Raw genomic sequence first — 19,529 nt, 5'->3', positions numbered from 1 at the left:
GCGGCGCCCGGTTACGGTGAAACCCGATGAAGAATCTGCTGCTGCGCATCAACGACAGGATTTACATGACCTGCATCTGGGTCGCCGGCCTGTCAGTCCTGGCCATTGCCCTGATCATTCCCTGGGGCGTCTTCGCCCGTTATGTCCTGGGCACCGGTTCGAGTTGGCCGGAGCCCACCGCGATTCTGCTGATGATGCTGTTCACCTTCATTGGCGCCGCCGCCAGTTATCGCGCCGGTGCGCACATGGCCGTGGCCATGCTCACCGACCGCATGGCCCCCGGACTGCGCAAGACCATGAGCATCGTTTCGCAGCTGCTGATGGCGACCATTTGCCTGTTCATGGCCATCTGGGGCACCAAACTCTGTCTGTCTACCTGGAACCAGTTCATGAGCTCTCTGCCCACCCTGCGTGTGGGCATCACCTACATGCCGATCCCCGTGGGCGGTGTGCTGACGTTGATTTTCGTGCTGGAAAAACTCTTGCTCGGTGACCAGAGCAACCGTCGGGTCGTGCGTTTCGATCTGATCGAAGAAAGCGAAGGGGCGGCATGAATGGACGCATTGATCCTGTTGGGCAGTTTTATCGCGTTGATCCTGATCGGCATGCCGGTCGCCTACGCCCTGGGGCTTTCAGCCCTGATCGGTGCGTGGTGGATCGACATCCCGTTCCAGGCGCTGATGATTCAGGTCGCCGGTGGCGTGAACAAATTCTCGTTGCTGGCGATTCCGTTCTTCGTGCTCGCCGGGGCGATCATGGCCGAGGGCGGCATGTCCCGGCGATTGGTGGCTTTTGCCGGCGTGCTGGTGGGGTTCGTGCGCGGCGGGTTGTCGCTGGTGAACATCATGGCCTCGACCTTCTTCGGGGCGATTTCCGGCTCTTCGGTGGCGGACACGGCATCAGTCGGTTCGGTGCTGATTCCGGAAATGGAGCGTCGCGGCTACCCGCGGGATTTCTCCACCGCAGTGACGGTCAGCGGTTCGGTGCAAGCCCTGCTGACGCCGCCCAGCCATAACTCGGTGCTGTACTCGCTGGCTGCCGGCGGCACGGTGTCGATTGCCTCGCTGTTCATGGCCGGCGTGGTGCCGGGCCTGTTGATGAGCGCGTGCCTGATGGTGCTGTGCCTGCTCTTCGCCAGAAAGCGCAACTACCCCAAGGGCGAAGTCATCCCCATGCGCCAGGCGCTGAAAATCTGCGGTGAAGCGATGTGGGGCTTGATGGCGATGGTGATCATCCTCGGCGGTATTCTCTCGGGCATTTTCACCGCCACTGAATCAGCGGCGATCGCGGTGCTCTGGTCGTTTTTCGTCACCATGTTCATCTACCGCGACTACAAATGGAGCGAACTGCCCAAGTTGATGCACCGCACGGTGCGCACCATCTCGATCGTGATGATCCTGATCGGCTTCGCTGCCAGCTTCGGCTACATCATGACGCTGATGCAGATCCCGGCGAAAATCACCACGATGTTCCTGACCCTGTCGGACAACCGTTACGTGATCCTGATGTGCATCAACGTGATGCTGCTGTTGCTCGGCACGGTGATGGACATGGCGCCGCTGATTTTGATCCTCACGCCGATTCTGATGCCGGTGATTCTCGGCATCGGCGTGGACCCGGTGCAGTTCGGCATGATCATGCTGGTAAACCTGGGGATCGGCTTGATCACACCGCCGGTGGGCGCGGTGCTGTTCGTCGGCTCGGCAGTGGGCAAGGTCAGCATCGAAAGCACCGTGAAAGCGCTTATGCCGTTCTACGGCGTGCTGTTCCTGGTGCTGATGGCCGTGACCTACATCCCGGCCATTTCGCTGTGGTTACCGCATTTGGTGTTGTGACCCGTTGAAAGATCGCTACGCCAACAGCTGAGTGAGCACCGCGCGCAACTTGCCGGGCTTCACCGGTTTGTTCAGCAATGGCGCGTCGAGTCGCTGCAACGAACGCCGACACTGGTCGGTGCGGTCGGCGGTGATGATCACCGCCGGTATCGCCTGGCTGAAATGCTCGCGCAAATGCCGGACCACCTCACAACCCACCACCCCGTGATCCAGGTGGTAGTCCGCCAGAATCAGTTCCGGCGCCTGCCCTTGCAAGGCCACCAACGCGGTGGCCTCGTCGGTGGCGGTGACCACCTCGCAGCCCCACTGCCCGAGCAGCGCGCTCATGCTTTCAAGGATGCTGACTTCGTTGTCCAGTACCAGCAGGCGCCGGCCCGGCAACGGGTTGCCGGTGCTCGGCTGCGGTGCGGCCTGACTGATCGGCAGTGGAATCTCATGGGAAATCGGCACCTCGATGCTGAACATCGAACCGCGCCCCGGCAGTGAATGCACCTGAATCCGGTAATCCAGGATCTTGGCGATGCGTTCGACAATCGCCAGTCCCAGGCCCACGCCCTTGCGGTCGGCGGCACGGCCGACATCCAGTTGGTTGAACTCGAGGAAGATCGAGTCGAGACGATCCGCCGGGATCCCGCGCCCGGTGTCCCAGACTTCAATTCGCAGCGCGTCGCCCCGGCGTCTTGCCCCCAGCAGAATGCAGCCTTCGTCGGTGTAGCGGCAGGCATTGCTGAGGAAGTTGCGCAGAATCCGCGTCATCAGCCGCAAGTCGGTATGAATCGCGTAATCACCCATGTGCACCCGCAGGTTCAACCCGGCCGCCGCGGCCACCGATTGAAACTCCGAGACCAGCGGCGCGAACAGTTCGTCGAGGCGGTACAGGGCGATGTCCGGCTTCACCGCGGCCTGATCGAGGCGGGAAATATCCAGCAGGTCGGTGAGCAAGTCCTCGGCCCCTTCCAGCGCCTGATGCGTGCGCTCCACCAACACCTGCTCGACGTCGGGCAGCTTGCGCTCGCGCAAGGTCGAGATCAGCAAACGCGCGGCGTTGAGCGGTTGCAGCAGGTCGTGACTGGCGGCGGCGAGGTATTTGTCCTTGCTGCGATTGGCCGCCTCGGCGGCATCACGGGCGTCGCGCAAGGCTTCGGCGATCTGTTTACGCTCGGTGATCTGTTGTTGCAGATTGCGGTTGGCGTCCAGCAACTCATTGGTGCGCGCGGTGACCCGTTGCTCCAGTTGATCATTGAGCTGTTGCAAGCGCTCCTGGGCCTGTTTTCGTTCGGTGATGTCGGCGACGAACCCCTCCACCAGGCCTTGCTGATCAGGCTTGAGCAGCAGGTTCATCAACACGTCAAGGACGCTGCCGTCCTTGCGCCGCAGCTGGGTTTCATAGCCCAGAAGGCTGCGCTCGCGCTGGAGGACTTCACCGATGCGTTCCAGCTCTTGCGCGCCGCCGACGAACAACGTGCCCGCCAGGTCCGTCAGGGAAAACAGCACCTCCTGCGGGTCCTGATAGCCGAGCATCCGCGCCAGCGCCGGGTTGGCGGCGCGCATGCCTTCCTGCAGGCTGGCCTGGAAGATCCCGTGCACTGCGTTTTCGAACAGCCATTTGTAGCGGTTGCGTTCGGTCTCCAGTTCATCCAGGCGCGCGGCCAGTTCCGGGTAATGACTCTTGCGCGCCGAGTGATTGCCCAGGCCGAGCAACCCGGTCAGCGCTCGTTGTTGCTCGTCAGAGGGCTTCGCCATAGACGACCTCGACGTCGCGCTGACTGGACTCGCGCGGGTTGGTAAGGATGCATGGGTCATCCATGGCGTGTTGCGACAGGAACGGAATGTCCGACGTACTCACCCCGTGCAGACCCAGGGTTTCGTGGAAGCCGATGGCGTGCTTGAGGGCGATCAGGTGGTTGACCAGACGCCCGCAGATCTGCCGGTGATTCAGGCCACGGCAATCGATACCGAAGGTCTCGGCGATGACCTTGAAGCGCTCCGGCGCCGAGCTGTAGTTGAACGCCACCACGTGTTCCACCAGCACCGCGTTGCACAACCCGTGAGGCAGATCGAGGAATCCTCCGAGGCTGTGGGACATGGCATGCACCGCACCGAGGATCGCGTTGGAGAACGCCAGCCCGGCCTGCATGCTGCCGAGCATGATTTTTTCCCGCAGGGCGATGTCGCCGGGGTTGGCGATCATTTGCACCAGATTGCCGTTGATCAGCCGCATCGCCTCCAGCGCATGAGGGTCGGTGAGCGGCCCGTGACCGGTGGAAACGAAGGCTTCGATGGCGTGGACCAACGCGTCGATGCCGGTACAGGCCGACAGGAACGGGTCCATGCTCAGGGTGGTCTCCGGGTCGATCAGCGACACATCCGGCACCGCGGCCTTGCTGACGATGGAGAATTTCATGCGTTCCTGCTGATTGGAGATGATCACGAACTGCGACACATCGGCCGACGTGCCGGCGGTGGTCGGGATCAGGATCAGCGGCGGGCTGGGCATGCGCAGGGTGTCCACGCCCTCGAATTCAAGAATGTTGCGCCCGTGGGCGACGACGATGCCGATGCCTTTGCCGCAGTCCATCGGGCTGCCGCCGCCAATCGCGACGATCACATCGCAATGGTTTTCCCGGTACAACTCGGCACCGAGCATGACTTCTTCGATCCGCGGGTTGGGCGAAACGTCGCTGTACACGAAGTAATCGATGCCCTGGGCCTGCAGACTGGCTTCGACATCGGCGACCCAACCGGCGGCAATCACCCCGGGGTCGCTGACCACCAGCACCTTGCGGGCGCCGAAGGTCTTGGCGTAGTTGCCGACATTGTGCCGACAGCCGGCACCGAAGATGATTTCAGGCGAAACGAATTTACGCAGCTGGCTGAGGTTCTGGCTCATTGGAAAGCCTGTTTTTATTGTTTTGGAAGGTAAAGCCAACACTAAAGCATCCGGCTGCGAATGCAATCAGACCAATGGGTAGCAATTGCCTGGTGTGCCCTCAAATTTTGTATTCACCGAAGATCCCCTGTGGGAGCGGGCTTGCTCGCGAAGAGGCCGGCACATTCAACATCTCCATTACCTGACACACCGCTTTCGCGAGCAAGCCCGCTCCCACAGGGGATTTGTGTGAGTTCTCGATTTATCCGCGATAGATCAGCCGCGACGCCTTTTCATTGCGCAAGGTCAGGTGTTCCATACCCTGCCCCGGCGCGTCGGCTTCGTCCCGGGCCTTGAGAATAACGCTGTGGTGCGGTGACTTGCTGCACACCGGGTCGGCGTTGGCGGCATCGCCGGTGAGCATGAATGCCTGGCAGCGGCAGCCGCCCAGGTCCTTGTGTTTTTCATCGCAGGAACGGCACGGCTCTTTCATCCAGTCATCGCCACGAAAACGGTTGAAACCGAAGGAGTCGTTCCAGATGTGTTCAACGCTGTGCTCACGCACATTGGGAAACTGCACCGGCAACTGACGCGCGCTATGACAAGGCAACGCCGTGCCGTCCGGGGTGATGTCGAGAAACAGGTTGGCCCAGCCATTCATGCAGGTCTTGGGGCGCTCTTCGTAGTAGTCCGGGGTGACGAAAATCAGTTTGCATGGGTAGCCCTCGGCCTCAAGCCGCTGGCGATACTCGTTGGTGATGCGCTCGGCGCGCTGCAATTGTTCGCGGGTCGGCAACAGGCCGACGCGATTGAGTTCCGCCCAACCGTAGAACTGGCAGGTCGCCAACTCAACGAAATCCGCCTCCAGCTCCAGGCACAGCTCGATGATCTGCGCGATCTGATCGATGTTGTGCCGATGGGTGACGAAGTTCAGCACCATCGGGTAGCCCTGGGCTTTTACCGCTCGGGCCATGGCCAGTTTCTGGGCGAAGGCCTTGCGCGAGCCGGCGAGCATGTTGTTGACCCCTTCGTCGGCGGCCTGAAAGCTGATCTGAATGTGGTCCAGCCCGGCGACCTTGAAGTCGCGGACCTTCTGTTCAGTCAGGCCGATACCCGAGGTGATCAGGTTGGTGTAATAACCCATGTCCCGCGCGGCCTTGATCAGCTCGGCCAGATCCTGGCGCACCAGCGGCTCGCCACCGGAGAAGCCCAGTTGCGCGGCGCCCATCTCCCGCGCCTCGCGGAACACCCGAATCCACTCTTCCGTGCTCAACTCCTCCCCCTGTTGGGCGAAATCCAAGGGATTGGAGCAATACGGGCATTGCAACGGGCAGCGATAGGTCAGCTCCGCCAACAGCCACAACGGTGGGCCGGGTTGCTGTTCGATCGCGTTCACAGGGCGATCCCCCGATGCCAGACCCGCTCGCTGGTGACGCTGTGATACGGCGGGCGGTCCAGTTCATAGGCCATGCTCATGGCGTCGAGCATGCTCCACAGCACGTCGAGCTTGAACTGCAGAATCTCCAGCATGCGCTGCTGGCCCTCGACCGTGACGTAATGCGCCAGGGTAATGCGCAAACCGTGCTCGACATCACGCCGGGCCTGGCTCAGACGCGTACGGAAATAGTCGTAACCGGCCGGGTCGATCCATGGGTAATGGGCGGGCCAGGCGTCGAGCCGGGACTGATGGATCTGCGGCGCGAACAGTTCGGTCAGCGAACTGCTGGCCGCTTCCTGCCAGCAAGCACGGCGGGCGAAATTGACGTAGGCATCCACGGCAAATCGCACACCCGGCAGCACCAACTCTTGCGAGAGAATTTGTTCGCGATCCAGCCCCACGGCTTCGCCCAGACGCAACCAGGCTTCGATGCCACCTTCGCTGCCGGGGGCGCCGTCATGGTCGAGAATCCGTTGCAGCCATTCCCGGCGCACGTCGCGGTCCGGGCAGTTGGCGAGAATGGCCGCGTCCTTCAGGGGAATGTTCACCTGATAGTAGAAGCGATTGGCGACCCAGCCCTGGATCTGCTCGCGGGTGGCGCGCCCGGCGTACATGGCTTGGTGGAAGGGGTGGTGGATGTGGTAATAGGCGCCTTTGGCGCGCAGGGCCTGTTCGAATTCGGCGGGGGTCATGGGGGTGTCAGTCATTGCGGTTCTCCGGATTTCGCGGTGTCTGGTCTGGCGCCTTCGCGGGCAAGCCCGCTCCCACAGTTGATCGGTGTGAACATGGATTTTGTGTACACCAACAATCCAATGTGGGAGCGGGCTTGCTCGCGAAGGGGCCATCCGCTACAGCTCAATACTCATGCCGTCATAAGCCACTTCAATCCCCCGCCGCTCCAGCAACGCCCGCTCGGCCGAGTCTTCATCGAGGATCGGGTTGGTGTTGTTGATGTGGATCAGCACCTTGCGCTGGCGATTGAAACCTTCCAGCACTTCGAGCAGGCCGCCAGGACCGCTTTGCGGCAGGTGGCCCATCTCGCGGCCCAGGCTCTGGCCGACTTCGCACACGCGCATTTCATCGTCGCGCCACAACGTGCCATCCAGCAGCAGGCAGTCGGCGCGCTGCATCCAGCTCAATACCTCATCGTCGACCTGCCCCAGCCCCGGCGCATAGAACACCGATGCTCCGTTGCGCAGGTCTTCGATGAACAGGCCAATGGTGTCCCCCGGCTGCGGGTTGCCGCGATTGGGCGAGTACGGCGGCGCATTGCTGACCAACGGAATCGCGCGAAATTGCAGGTGTGGGCAGGCCGCGATGCTGAACGGTTCGCGGTCCAGCCCGATGGATTGCCACCGCAAACCACCGTTCCAGTGTTTGAGCATGCTGAACAAGGGAAAGCCGCTGCTGAGGTCTTCATGCACCCGCCCGGTGCACCAGACCGAATGCGGGCAGCCTTCGCGCAGGCTCAACAAGCCGGTGCAATGGTCGATCTGACTGTCCAGCAACACCACGCCGGCAATCGCCGTGTCACGCAGCCGCCTGGCCGGTTGCAGTGCAGGGAAGCTTTCGAGTTGCGCGCGGATATCCGGTGAAGCATTGCAGAGCACCCACTCCACACCGTCGTCGCTCAGGGCAATGGACGACTGCGTGCGGCGTTGCGCGCGCAGGTTGCCGTGGCGCATGGCGGCGCATTGGCGGCAGTTGCAGTTCCATTGCGGAAAACCGCCACCAGCGGCGGAACCGAGAACGCGGATGTGCATGGGATGGCTCCAGAAGGCAGGCCCGGCCAACGCGACGGCTGACCGGGCGATCAATCAACGGTTGGCGAAATACATCGTCACTTCGAAGCCAATGCGCAGATCGGTAAACGCGGGTTTATGCCACATGGGGTCAATCCTCTTCTTGTGCCGGATGATTCCGGTAAAGCCATTAATGCACGGGGGAAGAGATGACCGAATGCTACTTTCGAAGGAGGTGGCGGCGTGCGTTGGTAGGGGGTGTTGCGTGCTCTTCAAGTACACGGAGAACCCATGTGGGAGCGGGCTTGCTCGCGAAGACGGCGTCACATTCAACACATTGGTTGACTGACAGACCGCTTTCGCGAGCAAGCCCGCTCCCACATTCGGTGTGTGGCGTGCTTGTGGGTTAGAAGAACCCCAACGGATTGATGTCGTAGCTCACCAGCAGGTTTTTGGTTTGCTGGTAATGGTCGAGCATCATCTTGTGGTTCTCACGGCCGACACCGGACTTCTTGTAGCCACCGAACGCGGCGTGGGCCGGGTACAGGTGGTAGCAGTTGGTCCAGACGCGCCCGGCCTTGATCGCCCGGCCCATGCGGTAGGCGCGGTTGATGTCGCGGGTCCACAGGCCGGCACCGAGGCCGAACTCGCTGTCGTTGGCAATCGCCAGGGCTTCGGCTTCGTCCTTGAAGGTGGTGACACCCACCACCGGACCGAAGATTTCTTCCTGGAACACGCGCATTTTGTTGTGGCCCTTGAGCAGCGTCGGCTGGATGTAATAGCCGCTGGACAAATCGCCTTCCAGACGCTCGGCCGCGCCGCCGGTGAGCAGCTCGGCACCCTCCTCCTGGGCGATTTTCAGGTACGAGAGGATCTTGTCGTATTGCTGCTCGGACGCCTGGGCGCCGACCATGGTCTCGGTGTCCAGCGGGTTACCGCGCTTGATCTTGACGATCTTCTTCATCACCTCGGCCATGAACGGCTCGTAGATCGATTCCTGCACCAGTGCCCGGGACGGACAGGTGCAGACTTCGCCCTGGTTGAAGAACGCCAGCACCAGGCCTTCGGCGGCTTTCTCGATGAACTGTGGCTCGGCGTTCATGATGTCTTCGAAGAAGATGTTCGGCGACTTGCCGCCCAGCTCGACGGTGCTTGGAATGATGTTCTCGGCGGCGCAATGCATGATGTGCGCGCCCACCGGGGTGGAACCGGTGAAGGCGATCTTGGCGATGCGCTTGCTGGTGGCCAGCGCCTCACCGGCTTCGCGACCGAAGCCCTGGACGATGTTCAGCACACCGGCGGGCAGCAAATCGGCGATCAGCTCGGCGAACACCATGATCGACAGCGGCGTTTGTTCCGCCGGCTTGAGCACGATGCAGTTGCCGGCGGCCAGGGCCGGGGCGAGTTTCCAGGCGGCCATCAGCAGCGGGAAGTTCCACGGGATGATCTGCCCGACCACACCCAGTGGTTCGTGGAAATGATAGGCGGTGGTCAGTTCGTTGATCTCGGCGGCGCCGCCTTCCTGGGCGCGGATGCAACCGGCGAAGTAACGGAAATGGTCGGCAGCCAAAGGTACGTCGGCGTTGAGGGTTTCGCGCACGGCCTTGCCGTTGTCCCAGGTTTCGGTAACGGCGAGGATTTCCAGGTTCTGCTCGATGCGGTCGGCGATTTTCAGCAGCACCAACGAGCGATCCTGCGCCGAGGTTTTGCCCCAGGCATCGGCGGCGGCATGGGCGGCGTCGAGGGCTTTTTCGATGTCGGCGGCGCTGGAGCGCGGGAACTCGGCGATCACTTCACCGGTGACCGGTGAGGTGTTGGTGAAGTACTCGCCGTTGATTGGGGCAACGAATTCGCCGCCGATGAAATTGCCGTAGCGCGGTTTGAAGGAAACGACGGCGCCGGGTGTTCCAGGTTGTGCGTAGATCATGATGGGCCTCTGTCTGGGTCGATGCCTGTCAGGCCAACAGGCGATGAACCGATAGTAGAGAGCCCCGCCCGCCAGACGAATGCGCCGTTGGCAGGGGGACTCTCGTCATTTGGTAGTAGGTTTGCGCAAATCAAATGTGGGAGCGGGCTTGCTCGCGAAGGCGGTGTATCAGGCAATACACGTGCTGAATGTAAGGCCCTCTTCGCGAGCAAGCCCGCTCCCACAGGGTTATGCGGTGGACTTAGGGTTAGTGCTTGGCGACCAGGTCTTTGGGCAGCTTGAAGGTCCAGAGCATGCCGCCCTGGTTGAAGTCCTTGATGCGCTTGGCCACTTCGCCGCCCCACAGCGGTACCGCGCCGCCCCAGCCGGAGAGCACCGAGACGTATTGTTCGCCGTCCATTTCCCAAGTGATGGGCGAGCCGAGCACGCCGGAGCCGGTCTGGAATTCCCAGACTTTCTCGCCGGTCTTGGCATTGAACGCCTGCAGGAAGCCTTCAGGCGTACCGGTGAATACCAGGTTGCCCTTGGTGGTCAGCACCCCGCCCCACAGCGGCGCGAAGTTCTTGTGGCGCCAGACTTCCTTGCCGGTTTTCGGGTCGATGGCGCGCAGCACGCCGATGTAGTCTTCGTTCAACGGTTTGATGGTGAAACCGGCGCCGAGGAACGCCGCGCCTTTTTTATAGGCGATGCCTTCGTTCCAGATGTCCATGCCCCACTCGTTGGACGGCACATAGAACAGGCCGGTGTCGCGGTTGTAGGCCATCGGCATCCAGTTTTTCGCGCCGAGGAACGCCGGCGCTACAAACACCGAGCTGCCTTTGGCCTCGGAACCCGGCGCACCCGGACGGCTGGCTTCGTTGTAAATCGGCCGGCCGGTTTTATCCAGGCCGCTGGCCCAGGTAATCTTGTCCACGAACGGGAAGCCGCGGATGAATTTGCCGTTGGTGCGATCCAGCACGTAGAAGAAACCGTTACGGTCGGCGGTGGCCGCGGCTTTGATTTCCTTGCCGCCTTCGTTGTAGTTGAACGACACCAGTTCGTTCACGCCGTCATAGTCCCAGCCGTCGTGAGGGGTGCTCTGGAAGTGCCATTTGATGGTGCCGTCATCCGGGTTCAGCGCCAGGCGCGAGGACGAGTAAAGGTTGTCGCCAGGGCGCAGGTGCGAGTTCCACGGTGCCGGGTTGCCGGTGCCGAACAGCAGCAGATTGGTTTCCGGGTCGTAGTAGCCGCCCAGCCAAGGTGCCGCGCCGCCGGTTTTCCACAGATCGCCCGGCCAGGTCTTGCCCGCTTCGCCGCCGGAGATGCCGTTCTCTACCGCTTTGCCGTCCTTGTAGACGTAGCCCATGTGGCCTTCGACCGTTGGCCGGGTCCACAGCAGGTCGCCGTTTTTCGGGTCGTAGGCTTCGATCTTGCCCACCACCCCGAACTCGCCACCGGCCACGCCAGTGATCAGTTTGCCGTTGATCACCAGGGGCGCGGCGCTGATGGAATAGCCTTCCTTGTGGTCGGCGACTTTCTTGCTCCACACCACTTTGCCGGTGTCCTTGTTCAGGGCTACAAGCTTGGCGTCGAGGGTGCCGAAGATCACCAGGTCGCCATACAGCGCAACACCACGGTTGATCACGTCACAGCACGGGCGGATGTCATCGGGCAGGCGTGCGTCGTATTGCCAGAGCTTGCGGCCGGTGCGCGCATCCACGGCGAACACCCGTGAGTAGGAGCCGGTCATGTACATCACGCCGTCCTTGATCATCGGCTGCGCTTGCTGACCGCGCTGTTTTTCACCGCCGAACGAAAAGGCCCAGACCGGGCGCAGGTCCTTCACGTTGTCGACATTGAGGGTGTCCAGCGGGCTGTAGCGCTGACCCTGGACGCCCAGACCGTTGGTGACGACCTGCTCCGGGTTCTTGGGGTCCTGGAGAATGTCTTGATCGGTGACGCCGGCCAGTGCAGTGCCTGACAACAGCATGGCACTGAGCAGCACGCTCAAGACGAAGGGTTGGCGACGTGCGAGTTGGGTCATGACGGCTACCTCTGCGGTTTTTGTTATACCCGGGAAATTTTCCCGGTCTGGTGCAGATTCTTGGGCGCCGCCGCCCTTGCAACAATTGCCCGCAATGCGGAGATTTCTAGTTCCTTGGTACAGGGTCGCAGGAGATGGGAGTTTGCATCTGTGGAGACCTGGCCCCCCCACATTCTTGTGGTAGAAACCGGACCCCGTGGGAGCGGGCTTGCTCGCGAAGGCAGTGTGTCAGGCAACATCAATGCTGAATGTGCAGGCCTCTTCGCGAGCAAGCCCGCTCCCACAGTGGATCTGCGGTGTACACAGTCTCTGCGTTCTCGCCTTACTTGTCCGTGCCGGAATCGACTCGGCTCATCTGCGCGCGCTCATAGCGCGGGTACAAATGGCTGACGCTACGGATCAGTTCATAGCGGCTCAGGTTGATCCCGGCGAAACGTTCGGGGATGGGACTGCGGATCATCTCGGCCATGTCGCTGCCGTTCGCCGCACCGTCGCGCATCAGTTGATCGAGCCATGAGAGGTAATCGCGCATCTGCTCGAACGGTTTGTTGTCCGTTGCCACGGGCCCATGCCCGGGCACAATCAGCGTCCACGGCAATCCCTGAAGCGTGGCGAGATCCGCCAGCCACACCGACAACCCCGGGCTGTTCGGCGTGGTCAGGGCCCGTTGATAAAACACCAGATCCCCGGCAAACAGCACGCCGGTTTTCTGGTCGAGAATAGCCAGATCCGCGCCGGTGTGCCCACCCAGACTCAGCAGGCGCAAATCGTGGTTCCCAAAACTTTGCACGCCTGGCGTCAGGGTCTGCGTCGGCAACACCACTTCGGTGCCGCGCATCCAGTCGCCCACCAGCCGATACATGTTCTCGGCCATCGCATCACCCTGTTGATGCAACAGCTCGGTGGTACCGGCCAACGCGCCGATCGGCACGTCGGTGAACGCCTGATTGCCCAGCACATGGTCGGGATGGTGATGGGTCAGCAGCACCTGGATCACCGGTTTATCGGTGGTTGCGGCAATCGCTTTGCGCAGGGCTTCGCCGTAGCGCTTCGATGGCCCGGTGTCGATCACCACCACGCCTCGCTCGGTGACGATGAACGCGGTGTTGACGATGTTGCCGCCGTTGTTCCTGGCGAAATTATCGGTGCTGCCCTCCAGCAGCCAGGTGTCTTCGGCAATCTGCCGGGGCTTGAGGGCGTAATCGGGATCGGCCAGGGTCGGCAGGCTCACACAGATGAACAACAACAGCATCCAGCGCATCACACGCTCCTTGGGTCAGGGTATGGCCGCATCGAATTGATTGCCGCTGTTGTCGCGCAGCATCAGGCGCGTCTGTCCTGCGCCTTCGATGTCGAAAGCCAGGTTGGGGTTTTCGCTGACCGCCGGGAACAACTCCAGGTGCGCCAGCAACTGATCGTTTTGATCCCGCAGCTCGGCCTGGTTGATGAAGAACTCAGGGATGCCGCTGACCATGCCGTTATCCATTGGATGCGCCACCTGCAAACGCACGCGGCTGAATTCGCCACGGGGGTAACGACCGCCGAGCACTTCGCCGATGTGTTCTTCCCAGCCCGGCTGGGTGCGCACCACGCTTGGCGCCGTGCAGCCACCACCCGCCGCGTCGATCAGGGTCGAGCCGACATGCCACAGCCCGTCGCGGGTCAACACCGCCGCGCGCAATGGCGTGGCCTGTTCGACGCGGATGCGGATCGACAGCCAGGGCAGCACACCGGACAAGGGCTTGAAGTCGACGATTTTCGGCAACGGATTGAGTTCGGCCCAGGCGAGGATTCGCACCACCTCGCCCTTGAACGCCCGGGCATCGATTTCCAGTGGCACTTGCCGGGCGTCTTCGGCAAACGGCGGCGCCAGCAGCTTGACCCGCTCGTCGAACACGAACGGCGCGTCGCCGAGCATCTGCTTGTGATAGAACGCCCACATCACCGAGGGCACCGGATCGACTTCAACCGCCTGCGCGGCCAAGGGCAACCAACAGGCCAACAGCCAACGCGCGCGCCAGTTCATTGTTGATACATCTCGGGCACGTCATAGCGCAGGCCATAATGGGCATAAATGCTTTTGACCGTGCCCTCGCGAATCAACGCTTCCAGCGCCTCTTCCACCGCATAGGCCAGTTGCCGGTTGCTTTCATGCACCGCCATGCCGATCTCCCAGCGTTGCTTGCCCATGTTCGGGTAGGCGTTTTCCGCCAGCGCCACTTGCGGGTCGGCGGCCTGATGAACCTGCCAGTCGATCTCGCCGCGCATGGCCATCACCGCGTCGACTTCACCGGCCTTCATGGCGGCAAACGCCTGGGGCACGCCAGGGTAATGGTGGGTCTTGGCGGCGAGCATGCCGTTGAACACCGAGGTCAGGTAAAACGAGGGCACGCTGTCGACTTCGACGCCGATCGGGTGCTGCTGGAACACCGCGACGCTGGCCACCGAATCCAGCCGGCGACGGTCATAAGCCACTTGCCATTGTTCGGTCTGGTACGGCCCGAACATCACCACATGGCCGTTTTCCAGTTCGCCCAGTTCATTGCGTTTCTGTGAGTAATCGCGGTCGTAGGGCACGCGCATCATCAGGTCGGCCAGTTGCTGATTGTGCAGCTGACTGGCCCGCCAGATGTAATCGCGCAAGTCATCGTCGAGCTTCTCCCCGGCGGGAGCCCAGATCAGTTTCAGGCGTACCCCCATGGCCTTGGCCAGGGCCTCGGCCAATTCGACATCGACCCCGCGAGGCTGGCCGGCGTCTTCGAAACTGTAGGGGGCGAAATCCTTATAGACCGCGACTTTCAGCTCGGCGGCGGCGATCATTTCGTCATAGGTCCGGACCTGTGCCTGCGCTGCCTGGCAGCACAGCCACACAGCGCTGATCAACACCGCGAGCAGGCGCATGGGTCACTCCTCGACGTGCACGCTGTCCAGGTAGGTGCGCACCGCCCACAAAGCTTCCTGACTCAAGTAGTCGGCCATCTTCGGCATGTACACCCGGCCATCACGCACCGCGCCATGGCGCACCCGTTCGACGAACCACTCGTCACCGGCTTCGGCGACGTCGAGCTTGCGCAAGTCAGGGGCGATGCCGCCGGACTTGGCTTCCAGGCCATGACAGGCCGCGCAGTTCTGGTTGTAGGCCGAAGAACCGATTTCCAACGCTTTATCGTGCTCCGGGGAGGAACGATAGGGGTTTACCGCCGCCCAGCCATCGGCATCGACCTGCACACCGGCATCCTTGATCGGGGTCAGTCCCTTGGTTTCGACGGCCTGGGGTACCACGTTGCCGTGGGCCCAGACGGAACCTGCGCTGATGAAACCGGCCAGTAGTCCAACGAGCAAGGCGTTGCGTTTTGTTGTCATTGTTATGCCCTCAAGATTGCACGCAAAACCTCTTTGAAGAGGCTATGGCAGCCATCTTAGGAACGACTTTGCAGCAACCCCATGCTGCTTTGGTGGCCGCGGCCTACTCCCTTGGTAGTAGCGCTTGTGGCGCAGACCCCACCGATACCGGTCGCGCGCCGTGAAGCTTGTCGATGCCGATCAGGGTCAGGATCAGCAACAACGGCAGGAGCAGTGCCTTGAGAATTCGCATGGTCAATCTCCCCCCTTGAGTGATGGCCGTTGTAGCGCCCATGCTAAAACCGCACCGCTCGGGGTGAGTTACTACCTTGGTACTGGCCCATCGGTACTTTCTGCATATTTCCCCGCCCGTCCAGGGTTCCTATGCTGACGCTACCTGTGACGGAGTGCCTTATGCGCCAGCTCGCCCCTTATGCCTTGATCTACCTGCTGGCGATTGCCTGCGCCGCCGGGCTGGCGACCCAGAGTCAGGCGGCGGATGCGCCGTTGCAGGTGCGGATCGGCTATCTGGGGTATCGCCCCGATCCCGGGCCATTGCTGTCGAACGTTATTCCTGAACCGACCGATGCCGGCCTGCGGGGCGCTGAACTGGCGATCATCGACAGCAACAGCACCGGGCACTTTCTCAACCAGCGCTACGAGTTGGTCAGCGCCAATGTCGACAACCCCGACGCCTTGCTCGAAGCCGCCAAAGCCCAGCACCAACAAGGCCTGCGCCTGTTTGTGGTGAATGCGCCGGTGGAAACCCTGCGTAGACTCAGCGCGGCGTTGCCCGACAGCCTGCTGTTCAATGCCGGCAGCCCGGATGACAGCCTGCGCAGCACCGACTGCCTGCCGAACGTGCTGCACAGCCTGCCAAGCCGCGCGATGCTGGCCGATGCACTCGCGCAATTTCTGGTGCTGCGCAAATGGCAACGGGCGCTGCTGATTGTCGGCCCCACCGCCGACGATCAAGCCTATGCCGCCGCCCTGCGCCGGGCGGCGAAACGCTTCGGCCTGCAACTGGTGGCGGAAAAAGCCTGGAGCTTCGATAACGACCAGCGCCGCAGCGCCCAGGCCGACATGCCGCTGTTCACCCAGACCGCCGAGTACGACGTGGTGCTGGTGGCCGATGAACGCGGTGACTTCGGCGAGTACGTGCCCTACCAGACCTGGTACCCACGGCCGGTCGCCGGCACCCAGGGCCTGACCCCGGTGGGCTGGCACAAGACCGTGGAAACCTACGGTGCCGCGCAGTTGCAAAAACGCTTCGAAGCCCTGGCCGGGCGCTGGATGAACGATCGGGATTTCGCCGCCTGGATGGCCGTGCGCAGCATCGCCAGCGCGGTGGGCAAACTACGTCAGGCCGATGCCATGGCGATTCGTACGCTTGAAATCAGCGAGCAATTGCCGCTGGACGGCTTCAAGGGTCGCAAGCTCAGTTATCGGCCATGGAACGGTCAGTTACGCCAACCGATCCCCATCGTGCAACCCCGGGCGCTGGTCAGTACGTCGCCGCAAGACGGTTTCCTGCACCCCTTCAACGAAATGGACAGCCTGGGTTACGACAAAGCCGAGGTCAGTTGCCGCTTTCCCTGAAAGCTCTACAACCACAACAATAAGGAATCTGCCATGCGCCGCACCCTGCTTTCATGCGCTCTATTGCTCGCCGCCGGGCATGCGGCGGCCAGCACCGCCTGGGTCTCCAACGAAAAGGACAACAGCCTGAGCCTGATCGACATGCAGACCCTGCAAGTCACCGACACCCTGCCCGTCGGCCAGCGCCCGCGCGGCCTGTTGCTGTCCCACGACAACAAGCTGCTGTACATCTGCGCCAGCGATTCGGACCGGGTCCAGGTGATGGACGTCGCCACGCGCAAGATCATCAAGGAACTGCCTTCGGGCAAAGACCCCGAACAATTCGCCCTGCACCCCAATAATCGCTGGTTGTACGTCTCCAACGAAGACGATGCGCTGGTAACGGTGATCGATACCGAGACCTCCAAGGTGCTCGGGCAGATCAACGTCGGCGTCGAGCCCGAAGGCATGGCCGTCAGCCCCGACGGCAAGTGGGCGGTGAACACCAGCGAAACCACCAACATGCTGCACTGGATCGACACCGGCACCCAGACCCTGGCCGACAACACCCTGGTGGATCAACGGCCGCGTTTCGTCGAATTCAATCCCGATGGCACGCAGCTCTGGGCCTCGGCGGAAATCGGCGGCACGGTGACGATTCTCGACGTCGCCAGCCGCAAGATCCTCAAGACCTTGACCTTCCAGATCAAAGGCGTGCACCCGGACAAAGTCCAGCCGGTGGGCATCAAGCTCAGCGCCGACGGCAAGTACGGCTTTGTCGCCCTCGGCCCGGCCAACCATGTGGCGGTGATCGACGCCAAGACCTTCGAAATTGTTGATTATCTGCTGGTGGGCCGAAGGGTCTGGCAGATGGCGTTCACCCCGGATCAACGGCAATTACTGGCCACCAACGGCGTCAGTGGCGACGTGTCGGTGATCGATGTCGACACTCTCAAGGTCAGCAAATCGGTGAAGGTCGGGCGCTATCCGTGGGGCGTGGTGGTGACGCCATGAACGCCCTCGAGGTCAGCGACCTGAGTTTCGCCTACGGCCCGCGCGAGGCCTTGCGCCAGGTGAGTTTCAGCCTGGCACCGGGGCGTTTTGCGGCGCTGCTTGGCCCCAATGGCGCGGGCAAATCAACCCTGATCGCCCTGCTCACCCGCCTCTATGATCTGCAACGCGGTGATATCCGAGTTGGCGGCTGCTCGTTGCGCGACGCGGCACGCCCGGCGCTCAAGCAATTAGGGGTGGTGTTTCAGCAAAGCACCCTGGATCTGGACCTCAGCGTCGAGCAGAACCTGCGTTATCACGCCGCGCTGCATGGTCTGTCCCGACGCCAGACCAGGCTGCGGGTCGACGCTGAGCTGGCGCGCCAGGCCTTGACCGAGCGCCGTCGCGAGCGGGTCCGCGAACTCAATGGCGGCCATCGCCGGCGGGTGGAAATCGCCCGCGCGTTGCTGCACGAACCACGCCTGTTGTTGCTTGACGAGGCGAGCGTCGGCCTCGACCCGGCCAGCCGCCTGGCGCTCAACCAGCACATCCGCAGCCTGTGCCGCGAGCAAACCATCAGCGTGCTCTGGACTACTCATCTGCTGGATGAAGTGCAGCCCAGCGACGACTTGCTGATCCTGCATCAAGGCCGCCTGGTGGCCAGCGGGCAGGCTGATGCACTGAGCCTGGAACATGGCGGCGACCTCGGATCGGCCTTCACTCGCCTGACCACCTCTTCAGGGGCAATCGTCAAATGAACGCTTACTGGCAATGTTTCAGCGGTATCGTACTGCGCGAATGGCTGCGCTTTGTATTGCAGCGCACGCGGTTTCTCAGTGCGCTGGTACGGCCGCTGCTATGGCTGCTGGTGTTCGCCGCCGGATTCCGCGCGGCACTGGGCATCGCCATCATCGAGCCCTACGACACCTACATTCCCTATGAGGTTTACATCATCCCCGGCCTTGCCTGCATGATCCTGTTGTTCAATGGCATGCAAGGTTCGTTGTCGATGGTGTATGACCGGGAGATGGGCAGCATGCGCGTGCTGTTGACCAGCCCCCTGCCTCGCACCTTCTTGCTGTGCAGCAAATTGCTGGCGACGTCGCTGATTTCGCTGTTGCAGGTGTACGCCTTTCTGGCGATTGCCTGGCTGTACGGCGTACAACCGCCGGCCATGGGCCTGTTGCTGGCGCTGCCGGCGTTGCTGCTGGTGGCGTTGATGCTCAGTGCGCTGGGCCTGTTGCTGTCCAATGCGATTCGCCAACTGGAGAACTTTGCCGGGGTGATGAATTTTGTGATCTTCCCGCTGTTTTTCCTGTCGTCGGCGCTGTATCCGCTGTGGAAAATGCGCGACTCCAGCGAGTGGTTGTATTGGCTGTGCGCCTTGAATCCGTTCACCCATGCGGTGGAGCTGGTGCGGTTCGCGCTGTACGAACGATTCAACCCGTTGGCGCTGGCGGTGTGCGTGGGGCTGACGCTGGCGTTCGCCCTGCTCGCCGTGCTCACCTTCAACCCGCAACATGCCGCCCTGCGCAAAACTAACTAACACCACAATCCCCCTGTGGGAGCGGGCTTGCTCGCGAAGAGGACAGTCCATCCGACATCCCTGTTGACTGACACACCGCTTTCGCGAGCAAGCCCGCTCCCACATTGGATCTTCATTGAACACAGCATAGGTGTTCCATAAAACAGGACAAAATTACTACTTTAGTACTGGTTTACCTGTCTATCGTCGCATTCACAACGCACCGCTACTGGCATGTAATGGGTTCATAACTATAAGGA

Annotated in this window: 19 protein-coding genes; 6 read left to right on the top strand and 13 right to left on the bottom strand. The window is 61.9% G+C overall.

Annotated features, from left to right (window positions below; all coding sequences use genetic code 11):
- The first annotated feature begins 26 nt into the window (after positions 1–26).
- Together PSH64_RS11720 and PSH64_RS11715 are read left to right on the top strand one after the other, a co-directional pair.
- Positions 27–554, top strand: coding sequence for a TRAP transporter small permease (locus PSH64_RS11720; protein ID WP_105345512.1), 528 nt, complete (start codon positions 27–29; stop codon positions 552–554).
- A complete protein-coding gene (locus PSH64_RS11715; RefSeq protein ID WP_105345515.1) occupies positions 555–1,835 on the top strand; it encodes a TRAP transporter large permease in 1,281 nt (426 codons plus the stop codon).
- Between the two features lie 15 nt (positions 1,836–1,850).
- On the opposite strand, the gene PSH64_RS11710 is transcribed toward PSH64_RS11715, so the two are convergent.
- The 13 genes from PSH64_RS11710 to PSH64_RS11650 form a co-directional block, all read right to left on the bottom strand.
- Positions 1,851–3,578 (bottom strand): NahK/ErcS family hybrid sensor histidine kinase/response regulator, encoded by a 1,728-nt coding sequence (locus PSH64_RS11710; protein ID WP_305480745.1) that lies wholly within the window; start codon positions 3,576–3,578, stop codon positions 1,851–1,853.
- Positions 3,562–4,725: an alcohol dehydrogenase-like regulatory protein ErcA gene (gene ercA, locus PSH64_RS11705; protein WP_105345522.1), complete on the bottom strand. Its 1,164-nt coding sequence runs from the start codon at positions 4,723–4,725 to the stop codon at positions 3,562–3,564. The genes PSH64_RS11710 and ercA overlap by 17 nt, the downstream gene beginning before the upstream one ends.
- A 241-nt stretch (positions 4,726–4,966) precedes the next feature.
- Positions 4,967–6,100 (bottom strand): pyrroloquinoline quinone biosynthesis protein PqqE, encoded by a 1,134-nt coding sequence (pqqE, locus tag PSH64_RS11700; RefSeq protein WP_305480744.1) that lies wholly within the window; start codon positions 6,098–6,100, stop codon positions 4,967–4,969.
- Positions 6,097–6,849, bottom strand: coding sequence for a pyrroloquinoline-quinone synthase PqqC (pqqC, locus tag PSH64_RS11695; RefSeq protein ID WP_105345529.1), 753 nt, complete (start codon positions 6,847–6,849; stop codon positions 6,097–6,099). The genes pqqE and pqqC overlap by 4 nt, the downstream gene beginning before the upstream one ends.
- Before the next feature lie 141 nt (positions 6,850–6,990).
- Positions 6,991–7,905 carry a pyrroloquinoline quinone biosynthesis protein PqqB gene (pqqB, locus tag PSH64_RS11690; protein WP_305480743.1) on the bottom strand — a complete coding sequence of 305 codons (915 nt, stop codon included), beginning with the start codon at positions 7,903–7,905 and terminating at the stop codon, positions 6,991–6,993.
- Between the two features lie 54 nt (positions 7,906–7,959).
- Positions 7,960–8,031 carry a pyrroloquinoline quinone precursor peptide PqqA gene (gene pqqA, locus PSH64_RS11685; RefSeq protein WP_081499480.1) on the bottom strand — a complete coding sequence of 24 codons (72 nt, stop codon included), beginning with the start codon at positions 8,029–8,031 and terminating at the stop codon, positions 7,960–7,962.
- 259 nt (positions 8,032–8,290) lie between these two features.
- Positions 8,291–9,811, bottom strand: a complete 1,521-nt coding sequence (locus tag PSH64_RS11680; RefSeq protein ID WP_095055061.1) for an aldehyde dehydrogenase family protein — start codon at positions 9,809–9,811, stop codon at positions 8,291–8,293.
- A 247-nt stretch (positions 9,812–10,058) separates the two neighbouring features.
- Positions 10,059–11,834 (bottom strand): PQQ-dependent methanol/ethanol family dehydrogenase, encoded by a 1,776-nt coding sequence (locus PSH64_RS11675; protein ID WP_305480742.1) that lies wholly within the window; start codon positions 11,832–11,834, stop codon positions 10,059–10,061.
- Between the two features lie 322 nt (positions 11,835–12,156).
- Complete coding sequence (locus PSH64_RS11670) at positions 12,157–13,095, bottom strand: quinoprotein relay system zinc metallohydrolase 1 (RefSeq protein WP_305480741.1); 939 nt, start codon at positions 13,093–13,095, stop codon at positions 12,157–12,159.
- A 15-nt stretch (positions 13,096–13,110) separates the two neighbouring features.
- Positions 13,111–13,860 (bottom strand): quinoprotein dehydrogenase-associated SoxYZ-like carrier, encoded by a 750-nt coding sequence (locus PSH64_RS11665; protein WP_305480740.1) that lies wholly within the window; start codon positions 13,858–13,860, stop codon positions 13,111–13,113.
- Positions 13,857–14,735, bottom strand: coding sequence for an ABC transporter substrate-binding protein (locus tag PSH64_RS11660; protein WP_305480739.1), 879 nt, complete (start codon positions 14,733–14,735; stop codon positions 13,857–13,859). Before PSH64_RS11660 ends, PSH64_RS11665 begins: the two co-directional genes overlap by 4 nt.
- 3 nt (positions 14,736–14,738) lie before the next feature.
- On the bottom strand, positions 14,739–15,197 hold the full coding sequence (pedF, locus tag PSH64_RS11655) for a cytochrome c-550 PedF (RefSeq protein ID WP_305480738.1): 459 nt from the start codon (positions 15,195–15,197) through the stop codon (positions 14,739–14,741).
- Between the two features lie 103 nt (positions 15,198–15,300).
- Positions 15,301–15,429, bottom strand: a complete 129-nt coding sequence (locus PSH64_RS11650; protein WP_305412407.1) for a hypothetical protein — start codon at positions 15,427–15,429, stop codon at positions 15,301–15,303.
- Positions 15,430–15,590: 161 nt separating this feature from the next.
- On the opposite strand from PSH64_RS11650, the gene PSH64_RS11645 reads away from it, so the two are divergent.
- From PSH64_RS11645 to PSH64_RS11630, 4 genes are read left to right on the top strand one after another with little or no spacing between them, the layout of a single operon-like run.
- Positions 15,591–16,775: an ABC transporter substrate-binding protein gene (locus tag PSH64_RS11645; protein WP_305480737.1), complete on the top strand. Its 1,185-nt coding sequence runs from the start codon at positions 15,591–15,593 to the stop codon at positions 16,773–16,775.
- A gap of 33 nt (positions 16,776–16,808) precedes the next feature.
- A complete protein-coding gene (locus PSH64_RS11640) occupies positions 16,809–17,768 on the top strand; it encodes a YVTN family beta-propeller repeat protein (RefSeq protein ID WP_105345552.1) in 960 nt (319 codons plus the stop codon).
- The gene (locus PSH64_RS11635) at positions 17,765–18,502 is read left to right on the top strand and encodes an ABC transporter ATP-binding protein (RefSeq protein WP_305480735.1); all 738 of its coding nucleotides are present in this window, start codon (positions 17,765–17,767) and stop codon (positions 18,500–18,502) included. The genes PSH64_RS11640 and PSH64_RS11635 overlap by 4 nt, the downstream gene beginning before the upstream one ends.
- Positions 18,499–19,290, top strand: coding sequence for an ABC transporter permease (locus tag PSH64_RS11630; protein ID WP_105345557.1), 792 nt, complete (start codon positions 18,499–18,501; stop codon positions 19,288–19,290). Before PSH64_RS11635 ends, PSH64_RS11630 begins: the two co-directional genes overlap by 4 nt.
- Positions 19,291–19,529: the final 239 nt, after the last annotated feature.

The organism is Pseudomonas sp. FP1742 (genome assembly GCF_030687145.1).
Classification (GTDB): domain Bacteria; phylum Pseudomonadota; class Gammaproteobacteria; order Pseudomonadales; family Pseudomonadaceae; genus Aquipseudomonas; species Aquipseudomonas frederiksbergensis_D.
This window is presented reverse-complemented; position numbering and strand designations above follow the sequence as displayed.